Below are 19340 nucleotides of genomic sequence, written 5' to 3'. Positions count from 1 at the left end.
TGCGGTGTGTCAAGCGATGCAAATGTCGACTGACACACCGCATTCGCGAGCAAGCCCGCTCCGACATTTGCGGTGTGTTGCCCCCCTTCTAGACCTGTCTTTACAACCCCTTCCATCGAAACAAATGGATATAAAAGTCCGTTTGTCATTTTCAGTGCTGTATCCTGCCCAGGCTTTTTCAAAGCGCGGATCTACCAGATCTATCAACAGACTTAGCGAGGAGCGCAACCATGCACGAGATTCCTAATCTCCCCTTCCCAAGCCTGCACGTACCTGAGCAGACGACCACGCAGCAAGCCGGAGCCCAACAGCCCGAGCCGAAAGAAGCCACTGGCAGCCGCCAGGCTGACAACGAAGACTGAAACACCCGCCGTACAGACCGTGTGGAAAGCGCTACCATGCGCTTTCCACACTGCCTGAAACGCGAGCCTGCACCATGACCGATGAACTCAGCGAAACCTTTGATGAAAAGCAGGCCAGCGTCCTGATCGGCACCGCCGAGAAAATGATCGGGATCTGGAATCGCCTCTCCCCCGAGAAACAAGCCGCCTTGCTCGCCCGCTTCGGCACCCAGGAAAATGCACTGGCCGCCCTGGTCACCACGCAACTGGTCGCGCCTGCCAAGCCTGAATGACGCCGCCCGGCAAATAGTTTTACTTTTTCACAAACTGTGACCGTCCACACCGCTATCATAAGCAGCCTATCTATCCTGCTTTACCGTGGACCTTTACCCATGCCTGAAAACCAGCGCCCCCTGGCGGTCACGCTGCAAGTCGTTTCCATCGTCCTTTTCACCTTCATCGGCTACCTGAACATCGGCATCCCCCTGGCCGTATTGCCCGGTTACGTCCACAGCGACCTGGGCTTCGGCGCGGTGGTCGCGGGGCTGGTGATCAGCGTGCAATACCTGGCCACCCTGCTCAGCCGCCCCTATGCCGGGAGGATCATCGACAACAAGGGCAGCAAACTGGCCGTGATGTATGGCCTGGCCGGTTGCGGCCTGAGCGGCGTGTTCATGTTGATCTCGGCCTGGACCCAGAGCCTGCCGACTTTGAGTCTGATCAGCCTGTTGATCGGTCGCCTGGTTCTCGGCAGCGCGGAAAGCCTGGTGGGCTCGGGCTCGATTGGCTGGGGCATCGGCCGGGTCGGCGCGGCGAACACGGCCAAGGTTATCTCCTGGAACGGTATCGCCAGCTATGGCGCACTGGCCGTCGGAGCCCCCTTGGGTGTGTTGATCGTCCATCAACTGGGTTTGTGGAGCATGGGCGTGAGCATTGTTTTGCTGGCCGTTCTCGGCCTGCTGCTGGCCTGGCCGAAAACCGCCGCGCCGATCGTTGCCGGCGAGCGTCTGCCGTTCATGCATGTACTGGGGCGAGTCTTGCCCCACGGCTGTGGCCTGGCCCTGGGCTCCATCGGCTTTGGCACCATCGCCACTTTCATCACCCTGTATTACGCCACGCAACACTGGGACAACGCGGTGCTGTGCCTGAGCCTGTTCGGCGCCAGCTTCATCGGTGCGCGTTTGCTGTTCGGCAACCTGATCAACCGCCTCGGCGGCTTTCGCGTGGCCATTGCCTGCCTGTCGGTGGAAACCCTGGGCTTGCTGTTGCTGTGGCTGGCACCCGATGCCCATTGGGCTCTGGCGGGCGCGGCGCTGAGCGGCTTCGGCTTTTCACTGGTGTTTCCGGCGCTCGGCGTGGAAGCGGTCAACCTGGTGCCCGCCTCAAGTCGTGGCGCGGCGGTCGGCGCCTATTCGCTGTTCATCGATTTGTCGCTGGGGATCACCGGGCCGCTGGCCGGGGCGATTGCGGCGGGCTTTGGTTTTGCTTCGATCTTCCTGTTCGCCGCCATTGCCTCGCTGAGTGGCTTGATCCTGAGTTTGTATTTGTACCGAATTGCGCCAAAACACCACTTTCAGTAATCGCACACTATTGGCCATTCAGCCGATGCTGAACGGCCAATATACAACTTAAGCTCTTAGGCCTTAACCATGCAAACGGACGATGGCAAAGCTATCGGGCTCCCTATTTCGACTGGAAATTAAGACAATCTTTCGATCCTCCTGAACCACAAGATCATGAATTATTTTCTCTTGGGGAAATAACACTTTCCCGTCACCACCAAATGCCGAATCCCAACCCATGTCCTGTTCAATACTGGCAATGAATGCCTGGCTGCTTGTTCCCCCACGCAAATAAGCATAACCCGCCACCACAACGGTTGACGCCGAATTATAAAGGGCTGCTTTCAACACATAAATATCACTGAATGCATTACCAATATCCGCCCCCCATCCCTGCCACCCAAAATGAGGATCTTCCTCACCATTCAGCCCGCGACGTTGAAGCTTGAGAAATAGATACTGCGGAATCGTATTACTCGAAGTACCCACCATATAAAAATGAGAACGATCGTCCCGCTTTAGAATTACGTCTTTAACCGAAGGCTCTCCATCATAATAACCATCGACTCCAAAATCAGAATCAACATTACCATCAGCATCATACCTGCAAACAAACCAACTCTTATCACCAACACCCTCTGAAGCCGCGACGAGACAACTATCGCCTTGCCGAACCAAATCCTCTCCTGTGACTGCAACACTCGGACCTCGATAAACTAATCGCCACCCGCCATCACCAAACCCCTCGTCCAGCATACCGCTACTTTTGACTTTGACCACAAACGCATTATCATAAAGGCCTCTGACGTCAAGCGTAGTTAGAAGCAACACGCCGCCATCGTCCAATAACTCCATAGACCCGTGGTAGTCGCGGCCTTTGTCAGTCAGAACTTGCTCCGCCTTCTTAGCATCTGAATTGGCAGGAGCAACATATTTCACCTCTCGACTCTACAGCGTGACACCTTTGTTGCCAAAACTCTCATCAAGCTCCCCATTCAAGTTAAATCGAGCCAGTCCGGTAGCACGATTAAAGCCTTCTTTGCGAGCAAAGAACCCCACTACATACTTACGATGTTCAGTATCAAATTTTACGCTGTAGGGCTGAGCCAAACCCCAGCCTGGGAAAAACTCTGACAGCTTGAAAACAGCAGCACCTGCAACACCGAAACTTTCATCAACACCGCCCCGCTCATCCAGCATGAACAAGTAAGTTTCTTGCAGTTTTTCAGAGGTTGCGCCGCAAACAATCCTGTGCGGATCAGTGAGAACAGTTACGGCCCGCGCCTGAAGACGCTGATTTCCTGCTCCATATAGATAGACCTCACTGCGAACACCAAAAGAATTATCGGGAGTGCCACGCCCGGTTTTTTGCTCACTGGGTTTAAATGAGTTATTCATCTATTTTTGCTCGATTAATAAAACAGAGCTCAGTAAATCCCTTGCAGTAATCCAGAACAACTGTCAGAAATGACAGTCAGTTATACCGATGAGCTATAAGAAATTAAAATTTTATATCTGCAGCTTTTTTTCATCTGCACATGTATTTCGAAATCCGGGGCATTCATTTAAGTGGGGGGGGCGAGATGAATAAAATACCCACTCCTGATGAAATCTGATGAAATGGAATAAATTCCAAGACTCCAGATCTTAAAAATCCACCTTGCCACGCCCGGCCTTGATGCTGCCGCGCTTGGTCTTGGATTCGAGGCGGCGCTTCTTTGAGCCGAGGGTCGGCTTGGTCGGACGGCGCTTCTTTTCCACTTTGGTGGCGCTGAAGATTAGCTCGACCAGACGCTCCAGCGCATCAGCACGGTTGGCTTCCTGCGTCCGATATTGCTGGGCCTTGATGATCAGCACGCCATCGCTGGTGATGCGGCTGTCGCGCAACGCCAGCAGCCGCTCCTTATAGAACTCGGGCAAGGACGACGCCGGAATGTCGAAGCGCAGGTGCACGGCACTGGAGACCTTGTTGACGTTCTGCCCACCGGCGCCTTGCGCGCGAATGGCCGTCAACTCGATCTCGGCATCCGGCAGCTGCACGTTGTTGGAAATCACCAGCATGGAAAAGCGTCCGTATTCAGAGCGTGCAGGATACCGCGAATGAGTGTCAGGAACGCAGCAGAACCAATGTGGGAGCGGGCTTGCTCGCGAAAGCGGTTTAACCGTCAGCATTCAGGTCGACTGACACTCAGCATTCGCGAGCAAGCCCGCTCCCACAAAGGGATTTGTGTGAAGCCTGAAAACAACAAACCCGGCACTTGGCCGGGTTTGTTGTTTCTGCGCGGAGTTACTCCACTGCGGCCTGCAAGGCACGCTGAGCACTACGCTTGTTCTTGATGCCGTAGCAGACCCACATGAACACGAGCCACACCGGAATCGCGTAGACCGATGTCTGGATCCCTGGAATCAACAGCATCACGCCAAGGATGAACACCACGAACACCAGGCAGATGTAGTTGCCGTACGGGTACCACAGGGCCTTGAACAGCGGCGTCTGCCTGGTCTTGTTCATGTGCTGGCGGAACTTGAAGTGTGAGTAGCTGATCATCGCCCAGTTGATCACCAGGGTGGCCACTACCAGCGACATCAGCAGCTCCAGCGCGTTTTGCGGGATCAGGTAGTTCAGCAGTACCGCGATCAGGGTCACGGCGGCCGAGGCCAGGATCGAACGCACTGGCACGCCGCGCTTGTCGATCTTCGCCAGGCCCTTCGGCGCATCGCCCTGCTCGGCCATGCCCAGCAGCATGCGGCTGTTGCAGTAGGTGCCGCTGTTGTACACCGACAACGCCGCGGTCAGGACCACGAAGTTGAGGATGTGCGCGGCGGTGTTGCTGCCCAGCATCGAGAACACTTGCACGAACGGGCTGCCGCTGTAGGAATCACCGGAGGCGTTCAAGGTGGTCAGCAGGCTGTCCCACGGCGTCAACGACAGCAGGATGACCAGGGCACCGATGTAGAAAATCAGAATCCGGTAGATCACCTGGTTGATGGCTTTCGGAATCACGGTTTTCGGTTTGTCGGCTTCGGCAGCGGTGAAACCGAGCATTTCCAGGCCACCGAAGGAAAACATGATGAAAGCCATGGCCATCACCAGACCGCTGACGCCGTTCGGGAAGAAGCCACCGTGGGACCACAGGTTGCTGACCGCTGCCTGCGGGCCGCCGTTGCCGCTGACCAGCAGGTAGCTGCCCAGGGCAATCATGCCGACGATCGCCACGACCTTGATGATCGCGAACCAGAACTCGGCCTCGCCAAAGACTTTGACGTTGGCCAGGTTGATCGCGTTGATCAGCACGAAGAAGGCCGCTGCGGAGACCCAGGTCGGGATGTCCGGCGCCCAGTAGTGGATGTACTTGCCGACCGCGGTCAGCTCCGACATGCCCACCAGAATGTACAGGATCCAGCAGTTCCAGCCCGACAGGAAGCCGGCAAAGCCGCCCCAGTACTTGTGCGCAAAATGGCTGAAGGAGCCTGCAACCGGATCTTCGACGATCATTTCGCCCAGTTGGCGCATGATCATGAAGGCGATGAAGCCGCAGATGGCGTAGCCGAGGATCATCGACGGGCCGGCGGATTTCAGTACCCCGGCCGAGCCGAGGAACAAGCCGGTACCGATCGCGCCGCCGAGGGCGATCAATTGAATGTGGCGATTTTTCAGGCCGCGTTTCAGCTCGCCTGATTGCGGGTGTTGTCCACTCATGAAAAGGGTCTCACGCAAGGTTTGATGATGTTCAGTAGACGTTGCTGCTCAAGAAAGGCGTTAAGCGGCACCGATCAAACCCCAGCGCAGGCACCAGGAGTTCAGCGTATTTACAACGGTCATGCGTCACCTGTTTGTTTTTATCTGTGACGAAATCGAACCCGACACGCTCGTGACGCGACGGAGTGAACAAGGCGGATAGCCTTGAGGTTTGCGCAGATGCGCAGGAGGTCACAGGTAAAACGCGGCGCATTGTACACCCGTAACCCCCTGCTGCCAGACCCGCTGGACAAGCGTGTCTATGGCCGGGATTGCCTGTGTCCGCCCCGAGAGGCTCGGGCGGCTGCAAAAAATGGGTCAGACCCTTGCGGATCATCGACGGGAAAGGCAGGAAAACCGCCCCTCGCAGAGAGATGGAGATGGAATACGGCGTTCATTGCGCCTCCTTTTTGTTATGCACCTGCACGACAGGCATGGCGCGCATGACACCCTGCATGGAGCGGTGAAACAAGCGGGCCAGAGCGCTGGAAGTGGGGAAAAATATAATGATGCGTAAGAGTTTTATTACGATATTGAAGAAGCGGCGATTTCACGGGGTTAATCCGTGAATTTCGTCAGGTTTTCTTTACGATGCGTAATTCTGGCTTTCCACCCCCGGACCTCCGGGCGTGACGGCTGACCTTCCTGGCGTACAAAAAAGGTGTGTGGCAACCGCCACACACCCAATTACTTTCAGTTCAACTGTATCGAGAAGGCCTCCTTATCCCGCCAAATGGAAGTCCGTCTGATCGACGGTCGCGCTGGCGACACCCACAAGGCGGATGGTGTCCGCCCCGATCCCCACCAGCGTATCGGCCCCGTCGGCCGTTATGCTCACGTTGGCCGCGAACGTCGCACTGGTGATCCCCAACCCCGCGATATCGAGCACGTCCTGCCCTGCAGCCGGATTGGCTCCGAATCCAAAGATCGCATCGGTGCCGAAACCCGCAGCAGCAAACACGAAGGTATCGTTGCCGGCGATACCGGTACTCAACAGGTCGTTACCACCACCACCGGTGAGCACGTCGTTACCCGCACCACCCACGATCGTGTTGTTGAGCGCGTTACCCGTGCCCGCGAAGTTGCCGCTGCCGCCGAAGAACAGACTCTCGACGGTGGCGCCCAGGGTGTAGCTCGAGAGCGAGGTCCAGACCGTATCGTTACCGGCACCGGCGAGTTCGGTCACCACGTCCCCAGCGGAGGTGACTTCGTAGGTATCGTTGCCAATACCGCCGGCCATCGTATCGTCACCGTTACCGCCAATGAGAATGTCGTTACCCGCAGCACCCACGAGCGTGTTGGCGAGCGCGTTACCGGTGGCCCTGAAATTGCCGCTACCGCCGAAATACAGATTGTCGAGGTTGGCACCCAGGGCGTAGTTCACGAGCGAGGTCCAGACCGTATCGTTACCGGCACCGGCGAGTTCGGTCACCACATCCCCAACGGAGGTGACTTCGTAGATGTCGTTGCCAAGACCGCCGGCCATCGTGTCATCACCGTTACCGCCGATGAGAATGTCGTTACCCGCACCGCCCACGATCGTGTTGGCCAGCGCGTTACCGGTGGCCCTGAAATTGCCGCTACCGCCGAAATACAGATTCTCGACGTTGGCACCCAGGGTGTAGGTCGCGAGCGAGGTCCAGATCGTGTCGCTGCCGCCACCGGCGAGTTCGGTCACTACGTCCCCAACGGAGGTAACTTCGTAGATATCGTTGCCAATACCGCCGGCCATCGTATCGTTACCGTTACCACCGATGAGAATGTCGTTACCCGCACCGCCCACGAGCGTGTTGGCGAGCGCGTTACCGGTGGCCCTGAAATTGCCGCTACCGCCGAAATACAGATTCTCGACGTTGGCACCCAGGGTGTAGCTCGCGAGCGAGGTCCAGACGGTATCGCTGCCGCCACCGGCGAGCTCGGTCACCACGTCCCCGACGGAGGTGACTTCGTAGATATCGTTGCCAGTACCGCCGGCCATCGTATCGTCACCGTTACCGCCGATGAGAATGTCATTGCCCGCGTCACCATTGAGGATGTCATTGCCGCCCAGGCCTTTCATGATGTCGTTGCCATTGCCTCCACTGGCCACGTCCGCGCCTGCCGTGCCGGTCCATAGGTCGACACCGGCGGTACCGACAAACAGATCACCGACCACTGTCGTTGCGGCAGAAGTGACTCGCTCAAGTGCGCCGAGGTCATCGGTGTAGCTCGCGACGACACGCAGTTGCTGACCGACCTGCGCGTGGTCGGGCGTGAAGGTCGTGCCCGTCGCACCGGCGATGTTGGCAAAGATCGCACCGCTCCCCACCTGCCATTGATGGGTAATCACCGAGGTCGTGGTCCCGTTGGCGTCGGTGAACGCATCCGTGGCGGTCAAGGCCGAGCCTTGCGTCGGGGTCGTATCGCTGATCAGTACCGTTCCGACCGGCAGGACATTGACGGTGCCGGTACCGGCCGGCGCGATTGGTGCGGTCGGTGCCGAGAACACCTCCTCCAGCACGCCATTGGCGTCCTTGTAGACCGCCCTGACGCGCAGCGCCAGCCCGGCTGCCACGACGAGCTCCGGTATGGCCGGCACGGCCCCAATGAGGGTCGCCGGTGGTGGGACCCTGAGTTCCGAGCCCACCGTGACGGTCGTGCCCTCCGCGCGCGCGACCTCTCCGGCGGCAAAGAAGGTGATGTCTTCGAAGACGCCCGAGCCCGGGCGCGCTTCGAACTGCCAGAAGAAACTGATGGGCCCGGTGATCGCGCCTCCGGTCGCAATATTGTCGGCATCCGTGATGTCGGCCGCCGATACCGTCAGCAACTGGCCGACGGCGGGCGTGGCATCGTCGATCCTCAGCGAACCGACTGGTGCCGAGTTCAAACCGCCGAGCACGACCGCTTGATCGGAGAACTGCAACCGCTCGATATTGCTCAGGGTGTCGGTCCCGTCCCTGCCAGCAATATTGTCGGTGACCGTCACGGTGCCGTTGACGTTTTCGACCACGGTGTAATCCGCCAGATTGCCGGAGAACAGCGCCGTGTCGAAGTCGGGACCGGTCGCCGTCAGGATTTCGCGGACGATCTGGAGCTGGCCGGGGTTATAGGTGCCGTTCAACATGAGCGGGACCAAGGGCGTCATGCTATCGAAGGTGGCGATTTCCGGCCCGGTGCCATCGATGTTCTGCCGCACGCTGATGCGCACGTTGAGCCACTTGTCGCCGTCAATGAGGTCATCGCCGCCACGGCCTTGGATGACGTCGCTGCCGTCGCCACCCAGGATGATGTTGCCCCCGTCGAACTTATCGTCGGCCGTGCCGGCGATGCCATCCGCGCCGTTGCCGGCACTGCCGACGAGGTCCCGCAGACCGCTGATGAGGTCGAAGTTGGTGAGCACGCTGCCCTTGGCGCCAGCGATGGCGAGCAAATCGGCAGTGGAGTCATCGCCGCTGAGGAAATCGGCGTGGGACGATCCCGACAACCCTTCCACCAGGTCCAACCGGGCAAGGATCGACGCAGTGGAACCGGGCACCGCCGGCTGATCGAAGAAGCGCAGCCTGGAGTTCAGGTCCATGGTCACGCCGACCGGATCGTCCTTGTAGGTCGCCCAGTCATAACCCGAGAACCCGATGAAACGGTCCGCCTCACTGGGGCTGCCGACCATGATGTCATCACCGCCCTCCCCGTCGAAGTTGTCCGGTCCGCCATCGCCCAGGAAGACGTCGTTGCCATTGATCGGATCGTTTCCGAATGGGTCGAAGTTATCGCCGGCAACGCCATCGGCGGATCCACCCTGGATCCAGTCATCGCCTTCGCCACCGCGCGCGAACTCGTTCGCCTTGCTGCCGAGGATGAAGTCGTTGCCCAGGCCGCCGCTGCTGTCGGCCGCGTCCTCGCCGGTGACGATGAAGTCCTGGCCGGCCTGGCCGAGGATCAGGTTGAGGCCGTTGCCGCCCTGGATGACGTCGTTGCCGTCCTCGCCGTGGATGACGTCGTCGCCGCCCATGTCCGTGATGATGTCGTCACCGGCACCGCCCAAGAGTTGGTCGTTGCCGTAGCCGCCATCGATCCGGTCGTTGCCGGCATCGCCATAGACCGTGTCGTCGTCCGAGTCGCCGGCAATGAGGATGTCGTTGCCGGGCGTGCCGCCCAGCACGACCGTATCGGCGCCGGTGTAGTGCAGGTAGTTGGTATCCAGACCCGGCGTGGCGGGATTGTCGCGGATCACCAGCGGCGTGAGGAAGTCAGTGCGCGGTGAGCCAATCGGGTGGACCGACGGACCAAACGGATCGGCATTGGCCGGCAGATCGTCGAGGGTGCCGACAATACCGTCGGGACCGGCAATCACACTCGGGTTGTACTGGTTCGCCTGGTTGACCTCCAGAGTGTAGGCCGGCGTCAGGAAAACCCTGGCCGAGAGGTGTGTTGCGTCGGTATTGGCCATCACCAGCGCGGCGAACGTGTTGTTCTCCAGTTCGGCGCCAAAGTCCATCGAGGCGGTGCGTTCCAGATAGTAGAAGCGGTCGCCGTCCTGGAGTTTCTCCATCTGGTTCTCGAAGACGAAGTTGAAGGTCGAGCCGAGCATGCCGCCAAAGGGCATTTTCTCCTCGGCCAGCCCGCCAACCCAGAAATCGACGTCGTCCAGGCCAGTGATGGTCACGTCGTCTGCGGTGTTCAGAATACCGTCGGCACCCGCGTTGCTGGCCCAGGCACCCGTGCTGTTCAGGAAGTCGACACGGTCGGCCGGTGCGGTCGCGCCGCCGAACACCAGGTCCGCAGCCGCGGCGCGCTTGTCCGCCAGCGTGGTGGCGCCGGTGATGGTCGCGTGCGTGCCGTAGGCGGCGATGAAGTTGACCAGCGATTCCGGATGCTTCATGTGCTGCACGAAATCCGCCCAACTGGTGTAGGGCTTGAGCTCTGCGTCACCGGTGGGCCCATAGAACTCCCGCCGTGCCGCGTTCAGGGACGGAATGCCGGTATCGCGGCCCCGCGCCAGGTTGATGGCGGGCAGATCGAGTGGCAGGCCCAGCAGGTTGTTGCGCAGGGCTTCAGTGACGAACTCGTCGATCTCGTTGCCCACTTGGCGGGTCACGCCGCGCACGATGGCACCAGCCGCCTCTTCCGGAGTGGCGCCGCTGCCCGCGAACTCGAGCGGGTTGAGGAAGGCCTGGATCAGCCCGATATCGCTTGAGGCGAAGTTCGGATCCAGCCGGTCGACCTGCTCCAGCAACATCGAGTGCCCGAAGCGATAGACGGTGTGCGCGAACTCGGCAACGATGCTCGGATCGATCGCGGTGTCGTACACCTGGCCCGGTGCGAAGAACGGATCGACCATCGGCTGGATAGTGCGCGCGAACTCCTCGAACACCAGGTGCTGGTACTGCATCTCGGTACCGAACTTTGCGGTCTGGAACAGGCGCTCGCCGTTCCAGTCGAGGGTCGAGGTGTCGGCGGGAACGGCAGTGACGGGCGTCAGCAGCCACTCGTTCAGGAACGACACATCGCCGCTTGCCGCTGTCGCCAGGACCACCGCCTTGGTGTGATCGACCAAGCGGTTGTGCTCATGGTGGAAGATGGAATGGACGGTGGTCAGGCCGATGTTCTCGTTGACCCGACCGTCGCCGGCAATGTAGTGCGCGTCCAGCAGTTCATTGTCATAGAAGCCCGGCGCAGGCGTACCACCAATGACATTGTCCGCATCGGGCAGGAGTGCCGCGCCGGTCTGGCCGTCCACCGGAACGGCGGTGTGCGCGATGTCGTTGAGGAAGGCATGACCGGTGCGCACGGCATCGACCAGGCTAATGGGCGCCAGCGGATTACCTTCGACGAGCACATCGTCGGCCGTACCGGCAATTCCATCCGCGCCCTTCATCACCACCTGTGGAAAACCGTTCGGACCCTTGATGAAATTGCCGTAGGCGTCGGTCGCCAGCAACGGCACGTTGTCGAAATCGGCATCGGTGAGGTTGATGCCCAGCAGCGCGCTCGCCTGCGCCTTGACCACCTTCCAGGTGGCCATGCCGCCAGTCAAACTGTCGTCACCGGTAAACAGGATGCCGTCGACACCGGCAGTCCGATTCTCGATCAACTTGCCGGTGGCCACCGGATCGCCCGCTGCGTTGAGCTCATAGGCACGCAGGAACACCTGGTGCGAAGGATGCGAGCTGTAGGTCTGGTTCTGGTCGACAAACGGCGAGGTGGTGTTGGTGTTCTCGTGGATGTCGTCGGCCGTGCCCAGGATGCCATCGGGGCCGGGTTGGTTGGTAGCGCGCGTCAGCACCATGAAATTGGTCGGGCTACCGGGCACGAACAGCGGGTCATCGGGCTGCAATGGAACGAACACGGTGCCTGAGCCGCCCTTGGTGACGAGGTCCAGGCCATGATCGAAGAACTGACCGAAGAAGGTCATCCATTGGTTGAAGGGCGCGGTCAGGCCCGCGTCGGGGCTCACGTTCGGGTCGAAGAAGGTCTGGAACGTCGTGCCGTCGGTACGGGTTCCGGTCACCACCTGCGCACCGGCCTTGAGGACATCGTCAGCGGTGCCGAGGACGCCATCGAGCCCAGGATCGAAGGTGGCCGCGACCGCCGCCGGGTTGTTGGCGGTCTGGTCGACAATCAGGTTGCTGATGGTGCGCGGCTGCGAGTCGATCACCAGGCCGCTGGTCTGGGTGTAGCTGGTGCCGGCTTCGGCCGGGCGGAAGTCCGGCGTGGTCAGGCGCGGGAATACGTTATCGGCGGCACCGAACTCGGGATGAAGCAGGTTGTTGTCCGTCCCTTCGACCGTGCGCAATCCGTACGGCACTCGTACGTTCGGCAGCAGAGAAACCAGGTTCTCACCGGCCGCGTGGTGTTCCGCAATCTTGATCTGGTCAAGGATGAATGCCAGGTCGGCTTGCGTGTAACGCACACCGTTGCTGGGGGCACTGGTCTGCGGGTCGATCAGCGAAGGCGCCGCTGCGGGGGCCGGCGCCGCAGCCACTACTGCCGTAGTCGGTGCAGAGAATACCTGCTCGGTCACGCCATTATCGTCCGCATAGATGGCTTTGACGCGAATTGCCAGGCCGGCAAGATCCGACGTCACCGTGAACGTGGGCGCGTCCGCTCTTGTAAACCCGATACCGATGCGGCCTGGGCCGAGGATGATGTCCTCGAAGACGCCAGAACCCGGTGTCGCTTCAAACTGCCATATGTAACTGATGGAGTTGTGGATCGCCCCACCCGCGTTGTCGTCATCGGTGATGCCTGCCGCCGACACCGTCAGCGTCTGGCCTACGGTCGGCGCGGTGTTGCTCACTGTCAGCGCCCCCACAGGCTCGGCGTTGATCCCCTGCACGAGGACCACTGCCTGATCGGAGAATTGCAGCCGCTCGATGTGGGTGAGACGGTCGGTTTCTTCCTTGCCGACATTGTCGGTCACGGTGACGATGTCGGTGCCGGCGATATCGAGGGGAACGGCGGGATCGACGACGATGCCGTTGACGGCGATCGTGTAGTTCGCCAGAGGGCCCAGGAAGTTGACGGTGTCGAACGCAGCCCCGCCTGCGGATGTACCGGGCAGGATTTCGCGCACGGCGACGAGCTGGCCGGGATTGTAGGTGCCGTTGAGCATGAGCGGGATCATCGGCGTCATGCTGTCGAAGCTGGCGATCTCCGGCCCGGTGCCATCGATGTTCTGACGCACGCTGATGCGCACGTTGAGCCAACTGTCGCCGTCGATGAGGTCGCTGCCGCCACGGCCTTCGATGATGTCGCTGCCATCGCCGCCGAGGATGATGTTGCCTGCGCCGAACTGATCGTCGGCCGTCCCCCCGATACCGTCGGCACCAAAACCGGCGCTGCCGACGAAGGCTCGCAGGCCGCTGACGAGATCGAAGTTGGTGAGGATGCTGCCCCTGGCCGTGATGTTGGCGATGATGGCCGCGTTTTGTTCATCGCCGCGCAGGAAGTCGGCGAAGGCCGACCCCGACAGGCCCTCCACTTCCGCGAACCGGTCATAGACCGCATCGGGCGATTGCCCCACCGCGCCCACGATATTGCCTGCGGCATCGGGCACCGGGTGATACGGACTGAAGAACGGGACGACCATGTCGACGGTCACGCCGTACTTGTCATTCTTGTAGGTGGTCCAGTCAAACCCGGACATACCATCCATCTTGTCCTGAGCATCGCTGGCGACGAAGGTGTCGTCGCCACCCTCGCCGATCATTTCATCGAATCCGCCGGTGCCGATGAAGATGTCGTTGCCGGGCACATCGTCGGTCAATGTCGGGCTCATGTTATCGCCGGGCGCACCGTCCTGGGTCCCGCCCTCAATCCAGTCGTCGCCTTCGTTGCCGGTTGGCGCGAGGTTGACCTTGGCGCCGAGGATGAAATCGTCACCCGCGCCGCCGAAGGTCATCGTGATGTCTTCAGTGGTGATGATGAAGTCTTTGCCCGCACCGCCGAGGACCAGATTGTTGCCGGCGAGGGTCGAGTTACCGGCCTGGATGACGTCGTTGCCGTCGTCGCCGTGGATGACGTCGTCGCCGCCGATGTCAGTGATGATGTCGTCACCGGCACCGCCGAAGAGGTTGTCGTTGCCGTAGCCACCGTCGAGCCGATCGTTGCCGGCGTCGCCATAGACCGTGTCGTCGTCCGAGTCGCCGGCAATGAGAATGTCGTCCCCGGGCGTGCCGCCGAGTACGACCGTATCGCTGCCGGTGTAGTGCAGGTAGTTGGTATCCAGACCTGGCGTGGCGGGGTTATCGCGGATCACCAGCGGCGTGAAATGGTCAATCCGCGGTGAGCCAATCGGGTGGTCCGACGGGCCAAAGGGGTCGGCGTTGGCTGGCAGATCGTCGGCCGTGCCGACGATGCCGTCCGGGCCGGCCACCACACTCGGGTTGAACTGGTGCGTCGGGTCGACCTCCAGAGTGAAGGCCGGCGTCTGGAATATATTAGCCGGCAGGTGTGTTGCATCGCTGTTGAGCATCACCAGATTGGCGAACGAGTTGTTCTCAAGCTCGGTGCCGAAGTTGAGTCCCGCGGTGCGGGCCAGATAGTAGAAGCGGTCGCCATTCTGCAGGTTTTCCAACTGGGTTTCGAAGACGAAGTTGAAAGACGAACCGAGCAGGCCGCCAAAGGGCATTTTCTCCTCGGCCAGGCCGCCGATCCAGAAGTCGACGCTGTCCAGGCCGGTGATGGTCACGTCGTCTGCGGTGTGCAAAATACCGTCCGCACCGGCATTGCTGCTCCAGACGCCGGTACTGTTGAGGAAGTCCAGGCGATCGGCCGGCGCCGTGGCGCCGCCGAGCACGAGATCCGTAGCCGCGGCGCGCTTGCCCGCCAGCGTCGTAGCGCCAGTGATGGTTGAATGCGTGCCGTAGGCGGCGATGAAATTGATCAGCGATTCCGGGTGTTTCATGTGCTGCACGAAATCGGCCCAGCTCGTGTAGGGGGTCAACTGGCTGTCGCCGGTCATGTGGTAGAATTCGCGCCGCGCCGCGTTCAGCGACGGGATGCCGGCGTCGCGGCCGCGCGCCAGGTTGAGCGCGGGGAGGTCGAGCGGCAGGCCGACCAGATTGTTGCGCAGAGCATCAGTGACAAACTCGTCGATCTCGTTGCCGACCTGCCGCGTGATGCCGCGCACGATCGCGCCAGCCGCCTCCTCAGGGGTGGGGCCGCTGGCAGCAAACGCGAGAGGGTTGAGGAAGGCCGCGATCAGGCCGGTCTGTTGATTGCCCGGGTCAACCGGATTGCCGTCGCCGACGACATTGAAGTTGGGGTCGAAGCGATCGACCGTCTCCAGCAGCATCGAGTGCCCGAAGCGAAAGACCGTGTGCGCGAACTCGGCGACGATCGCCGAGTTGATCGTGGTGTCGTTGCCCATGGGCGCCAGGAAGACGTCCACTTGCGGCTGGATGGTGCGCGCGAACTCCTCGAATACCAGGTGCTGGTACTGCATCTCGGTGCCGAACTTGGCCGCCTGGAACAACCGCTCGCCGTTCCAGTGCAGGGCCGCGACGTCGGCCGCCGTTACCGGCAATGCCGCCAGTTGGGCGTCAGGCATCAGCCACTGATTGAGAAAAGCGAGGTCGGCGGAGGCCAGCACTGTTGCCTTGGTCTGGTCGATCAGCCGGTTGTGCTCGCTGTGGAAGATGGAATGCACCGCGGTCAGGCCGATGTTCTCGTTGACCCGGCCATCGCCGGCGATGTAGTGCTTGTCGAGCAACTCGTTGTCGTAGGTTCCCGGGGCTTGCGGGCCGCCAATGACGGTGTCCTCGTCGGCCGTCAGGCCCCCGGTCGGATCGGCGCTGTGGGCGATGTCGATCAGGAACTGGTGGCCGGTACGCGCAGCGTTCGTCAGGCTGATTGGCGCGGCCCGATTACCCTCGACGAGCACGTCATCGGCCGTTCCGGCTATACCGTCCGCGCCCTTCATCACGACTTGGGGGAGGCCGTTGGGCCCCTTGATGAAGTTGCCGTAAGCATCGGTCGCCAGCAGCGGTACGTTGAACACGTCCGCATCGGTCAGGTTGATGCCGAGCAGATCACGGGCCTGGGCCTTGACGATTGCCCAGGTGGCCATGCCGCCGATTTCGACGTCATCAGCGGTACCGAAATGCCCATCGACGCCCAGGTCGCGATTGGTGATCAGCTTGCCGGTGGCCACCGGATCGCCCGCGGCATTGAGCTCATAGGCACGCAGGAATACCTGGTGCGAGGGATGCGAACTGTAGGTCTGGTTCTGGTCGACAAAGGGCGAAGTGGTGTTGCTCTGCTCGTGGATGTCATCGGCGGTGCCCAGGATGCCGTCGGGGCCAGGCAGATTGGTGGCACGCGTCAGCACCATGAAGTTGGTCGGGCTGCCCGGTACGAATAGCGGGTCATCCGGCTGCAGCGGAATGAAGACTGTGCCGCTGCCGCCCTTGGTGACGAGGTCCAGGCCATGGTCAAAGAACTGGCCAAAGAACGTCATCCACTGGTTGAACGGCACGGTCAGGCCCGCGTCCGGCGTGATATTAGGGATCTGGAAAACGGCAATGTCGTCGGCGGTGCCGAACAGCCCATCCAGGCCGGGGCTGGTGACGACCTGTGAGTCCGGATTGGCCGCTGCGGCCGCGACCGCCGCCGGATTGTTGGCGGTCTGGTCCACGATCAGGTTGCTGATGGTGCGCGGCTGCGAGTCAAAGACGAAACCGCTGGTCTGCAGGTAGGAAGTCGGCGTGGTTCCACCAGGATCGGTGGGGCCGAAGAAGCCGGCCGGCTGGACCTGCGCGGTATTGAACACCGGCGTCGTCATACGCGGGAAGAAGTTGTCGGCGGCACCGAACTGGGGATCAGCCAGGTTGTTGAAGATGCCGGTGACGGTGCGCAGGCCGAAGGGTACTTCTACGTTCTGCAGCAAGTCAGCCAGGCTCGCGCCTGCCGCATGCCGTTCGGCGATGAAAATCTGTTCGAGAATGAACTCGAGATCGGACTTGATGAAGCTGGCCATGGCTGTTTCCTCGATGCTTAACCAATCAGGAAACCACACGCATAAAACACCGCTGCAAACGCGTGGTTTAGTGCTGAACCCCATAAATAAAAATCGAAATTTGAACGACGGGACCTGGTATCACGGCCGCACTGAGCCCCTGCTGAATTGCAAGCAATCAGCAGAACTCGACTGAGGATCAATTCCCCATGACAACCGTACTTACAGGCAGGTATTGCGCCTCAAGGAGGCGACGGCCCATGAACCCAGGTTGAGTAGAAGGTGCAACTTACCAGCGGCCCCATCACGTATCGGGGCTCTATGCATCTGTACATGATGTTCTCTCAGGCATAGGGGGCTTTTCACAGATGCCACACATCCAGAGAACAGAGGCATTGGCCGGAATATGCTCGCCAAGATCGCCATATTCCGGGACTTCCTGAGGGGTGATGGCACGGTTCTGCGTCCATGCGGCTTCGTCAACAAGCCTTTTATCCATGAGAAAACTGGCATCGACTACGAATTGACTAGTATGTATTGGAGGCTGGCTCCGCGCGCTTGGTGGCGGAGTCTGGAAACCATTGGTAATAACCCCCGGCTGTAGTTGCCGGAAATAGCGATTATCCAGATGGTTCAAGAATCTTTTTAAACTATTCATCGCGCCTCCCGCCTTCAACCACAAACGTCAGCTTTACACTCCATTGAAAATGAGTATTGAGGTGCTACCCGGATGTGTACAGAGACAAAAGCCCAATCAAATTCTGAGACTTTGGTCGAGGAATCGGATCAGACCTTGGTCGGATCAGAGGCTGGCCAAACGTCCAGTGACGGAGCGCCGGGGAGACAGGGCTCCCGTGGGAAATTGCGCCATTCAAGCCGCTCAGCCCAGTTCGTAATCTGCGCCACAATCATTCTGGGCTTGACCATGACGTTCGTTGGAAACCTCGTAAGCCAGAGTATCGAAGATGCAACGATTCAAACGGCGGCAGAAACGGGCGCGCGTTATATGCAGAACTTTCTCGAACCTTTAGCCCAGGGACTGACCACTGCCAGAGCACTCCCCGATGAAACCATTCAGACCATTGATCACCTGTTGTCCAGCACCTCGTTGAGTACACATGTGGTCTCGGTGAAGATCTGGCTTCCAGACGGCACGATTGTCTACAGCACCGACAAATCCACGGTCCAGAAAACCTTTCTGACAGAGGAGATCTCACAGGCGCTGACAGGCAGGATCTATACAGAACTGGACAATGATTTTGAGGATGATAATGAGGATGCTTTTGAGCGAAGCCTGAATATTCCGCTTTATGAAATTTTTGCTCCACTGCGCGAAGCGGGTACTGGAAAGATTATTGCGGTTGGTGAGTTCTACGAAACCGCCGAAGCGTTACAGCGCGAAATCAATAATGTTCGCAAGAAAGTATGGGTAATTGTAGGTACAGCAACGACGGCCATGCTTTTGCTGTTATTTTTTATCGTTCGACGTGATGACAAAATAATAAAGCAGCATGAAACAGCACTTGAATGGCGAATGCATGAGCAAGCCAGGTTGCACTCGAACAATGCCGCCCTTCAGCACAAAGTCACTACAGCCAATCGCGAATTCTCCAGAATCAATGAACTCACTCTTCGACGGGTCGGGGCAGATCTTCATGATGGTCCTGCCCAACTGCTGTCACTTATTCTCCTTCGCCTTGCAGAACTTGAAGATTCGCAAAGTGCCTCGGATGGGGAAGTCCTCGAAATGATCAGGCGTGCCGGCGAAGATGCATTAAACGAAGTGCGGGAAATATCACTCGGCCTGGCACTTCCGGAAGTCAATGACCTGACCCTGCACGACGCGCTGATATTGCTTGCCGAGCGGCACGAAGAGCGAACCGAGACGCGAGTCGAACTGGAGCTTGATACTCTTGCGGACGATGTACCGATAGCGCATAAAATTTGTATTTACCGCTTCGCCCAGGAAGCGTTGAACAATGCCTATATTCACGCCGGGGGAAAAGGCCAAAAACTCAGCGCTTCTTACTGCGAAGGGCTACTGGAAGTACAAGTCGAGGATGCGGGAGTGGGTATTTCAACCGAGCAACCGAACGCGCCAGGTCGAGGTAGAACTCATCTGGGCCTTGTTGGCATGCGCTATCGCGTCGAATCCCTCGGCGGAATTTTCATCATTGAATCGGCGCCCCATGCCGGAACCAAAGCCAGGGCGCAGTTCAAAATCTAATCGCCCGACACCCTTTGTAGCAGCTGCCGAGCTT

At 59.6% G+C, this 19340-nt stretch carries 10 protein-coding genes; 4 read left to right on the top strand and 6 right to left on the bottom strand.

The window, feature by feature from the left end; translation table 11 throughout:
- The first annotated feature begins 230 nt into the window (after positions 1-230).
- From AC07W4_RS25540 to AC07W4_RS25530, 3 genes are all read left to right on the top strand, one after another.
- Complete coding sequence (locus AC07W4_RS25540; RefSeq protein ID WP_495034431.1) at positions 231-362, top strand: hypothetical protein; 132 nt, start codon at positions 231-233, stop codon at positions 360-362.
- A 74-nt stretch (positions 363-436) separates the two neighbouring features.
- Positions 437-634, top strand: a complete 198-nt coding sequence (locus AC07W4_RS25535; protein ID WP_008051163.1) for a hypothetical protein — start codon at positions 437-439, stop codon at positions 632-634.
- Between the two features lie 99 nt (positions 635-733).
- Positions 734-1921: an MFS transporter gene (locus tag AC07W4_RS25530; RefSeq protein ID WP_495034430.1), complete on the top strand. Its 1188-nt coding sequence runs from the start codon at positions 734-736 to the stop codon at positions 1919-1921.
- 63 nt (positions 1922-1984) lie between these two features.
- Here the strand turns inward: AC07W4_RS25530 and AC07W4_RS25525 are convergent, their stop codons facing one another.
- The 6 genes from AC07W4_RS25525 to AC07W4_RS25500 form a co-directional block, all read right to left on the bottom strand.
- A complete protein-coding gene (locus AC07W4_RS25525) occupies positions 1985-2842 on the bottom strand; it encodes a hypothetical protein (protein ID WP_495034429.1) in 858 nt (285 codons plus the stop codon).
- Positions 2843-2851: 9 nt separating this feature from the next.
- Positions 2852-3301, bottom strand: a complete 450-nt coding sequence (locus tag AC07W4_RS25520) for a hypothetical protein (RefSeq protein WP_495034428.1) — start codon at positions 3299-3301, stop codon at positions 2852-2854.
- Positions 3302-3550: 249 nt separating this feature from the next.
- Complete coding sequence (arfB, locus tag AC07W4_RS25515; RefSeq protein ID WP_495034427.1) at positions 3551-3964, bottom strand: alternative ribosome rescue aminoacyl-tRNA hydrolase ArfB; 414 nt, start codon at positions 3962-3964, stop codon at positions 3551-3553.
- A gap of 226 nt (positions 3965-4190) precedes the next feature.
- Entirely contained in the window at positions 4191-5603 is a 1413-nt protein-coding gene (locus tag AC07W4_RS25510) for an amino acid permease (protein ID WP_495034426.1), read from the bottom strand.
- Between the two features lie 760 nt (positions 5604-6363).
- Positions 6364-17100 (bottom strand): peroxidase family protein, encoded by a 10737-nt coding sequence (locus tag AC07W4_RS25505; protein ID WP_495034425.1) that lies wholly within the window; start codon positions 17098-17100, stop codon positions 6364-6366.
- 298 nt (positions 17101-17398) lie between these two features.
- Positions 17399-17737, bottom strand: a complete 339-nt coding sequence (locus AC07W4_RS25500) for a hypothetical protein (protein WP_495034424.1) — start codon at positions 17735-17737, stop codon at positions 17399-17401.
- Between the two features lie 72 nt (positions 17738-17809).
- On the opposite strand from AC07W4_RS25500, the gene AC07W4_RS25495 reads away from it, so the two are divergent.
- The gene (locus AC07W4_RS25495; protein WP_495034423.1) at positions 17810-19306 is read left to right on the top strand and encodes a sensor histidine kinase; all 1497 of its coding nucleotides are present in this window, start codon (positions 17810-17812) and stop codon (positions 19304-19306) included.
- Positions 19307-19340 lie beyond the last annotated feature (34 nt).

It is taken from the genome of Pseudomonas sp. GW821-FHT02A08, assembly GCF_059422045.1.
This window is presented reverse-complemented; position numbering and strand designations above follow the sequence as displayed.

Coding starts and splice junctions, on each gene's coding strand:
- AC07W4_RS25495 (WP_495034423.1), top strand. CDS start 17,810: ATGTGTACAGAGACAAAAGCCCAATCAAATTCTGAGACTTTGGTCGAG.
- AC07W4_RS25530 (WP_495034430.1), top strand. CDS start 734: ATGCCTGAAAACCAGCGCCCCCTGGCGGTCACGCTGCAAGTCGTTTCC.
- AC07W4_RS25535 (WP_008051163.1), top strand. CDS start 437: ATGACCGATGAACTCAGCGAAACCTTTGATGAAAAGCAGGCCAGCGTC.
- AC07W4_RS25500 (WP_495034424.1), bottom strand. CDS start 17,737: ATGAATAGTTTAAAAAGATTCTTGAACCATCTGGATAATCGCTATTTC.
- AC07W4_RS25540 (WP_495034431.1), top strand. CDS start 231: ATGCACGAGATTCCTAATCTCCCCTTCCCAAGCCTGCACGTACCTGAG.
- AC07W4_RS25510 (WP_495034426.1), bottom strand. CDS start 5,603: ATGAGTGGACAACACCCGCAATCAGGCGAGCTGAAACGCGGCCTGAAA.
- AC07W4_RS25505 (WP_495034425.1), bottom strand. CDS start 17,100: ATGGCCAGCTTCATCAAGTCCGATCTCGAGTTCATTCTCGAACAGATT.
- AC07W4_RS25520 (WP_495034428.1), bottom strand. CDS start 3,301: ATGAATAACTCATTTAAACCCAGTGAGCAAAAAACCGGGCGTGGCACT.
- arfB (WP_495034427.1), bottom strand. CDS start 3,964: ATGCTGGTGATTTCCAACAACGTGCAGCTGCCGGATGCCGAGATCGAG.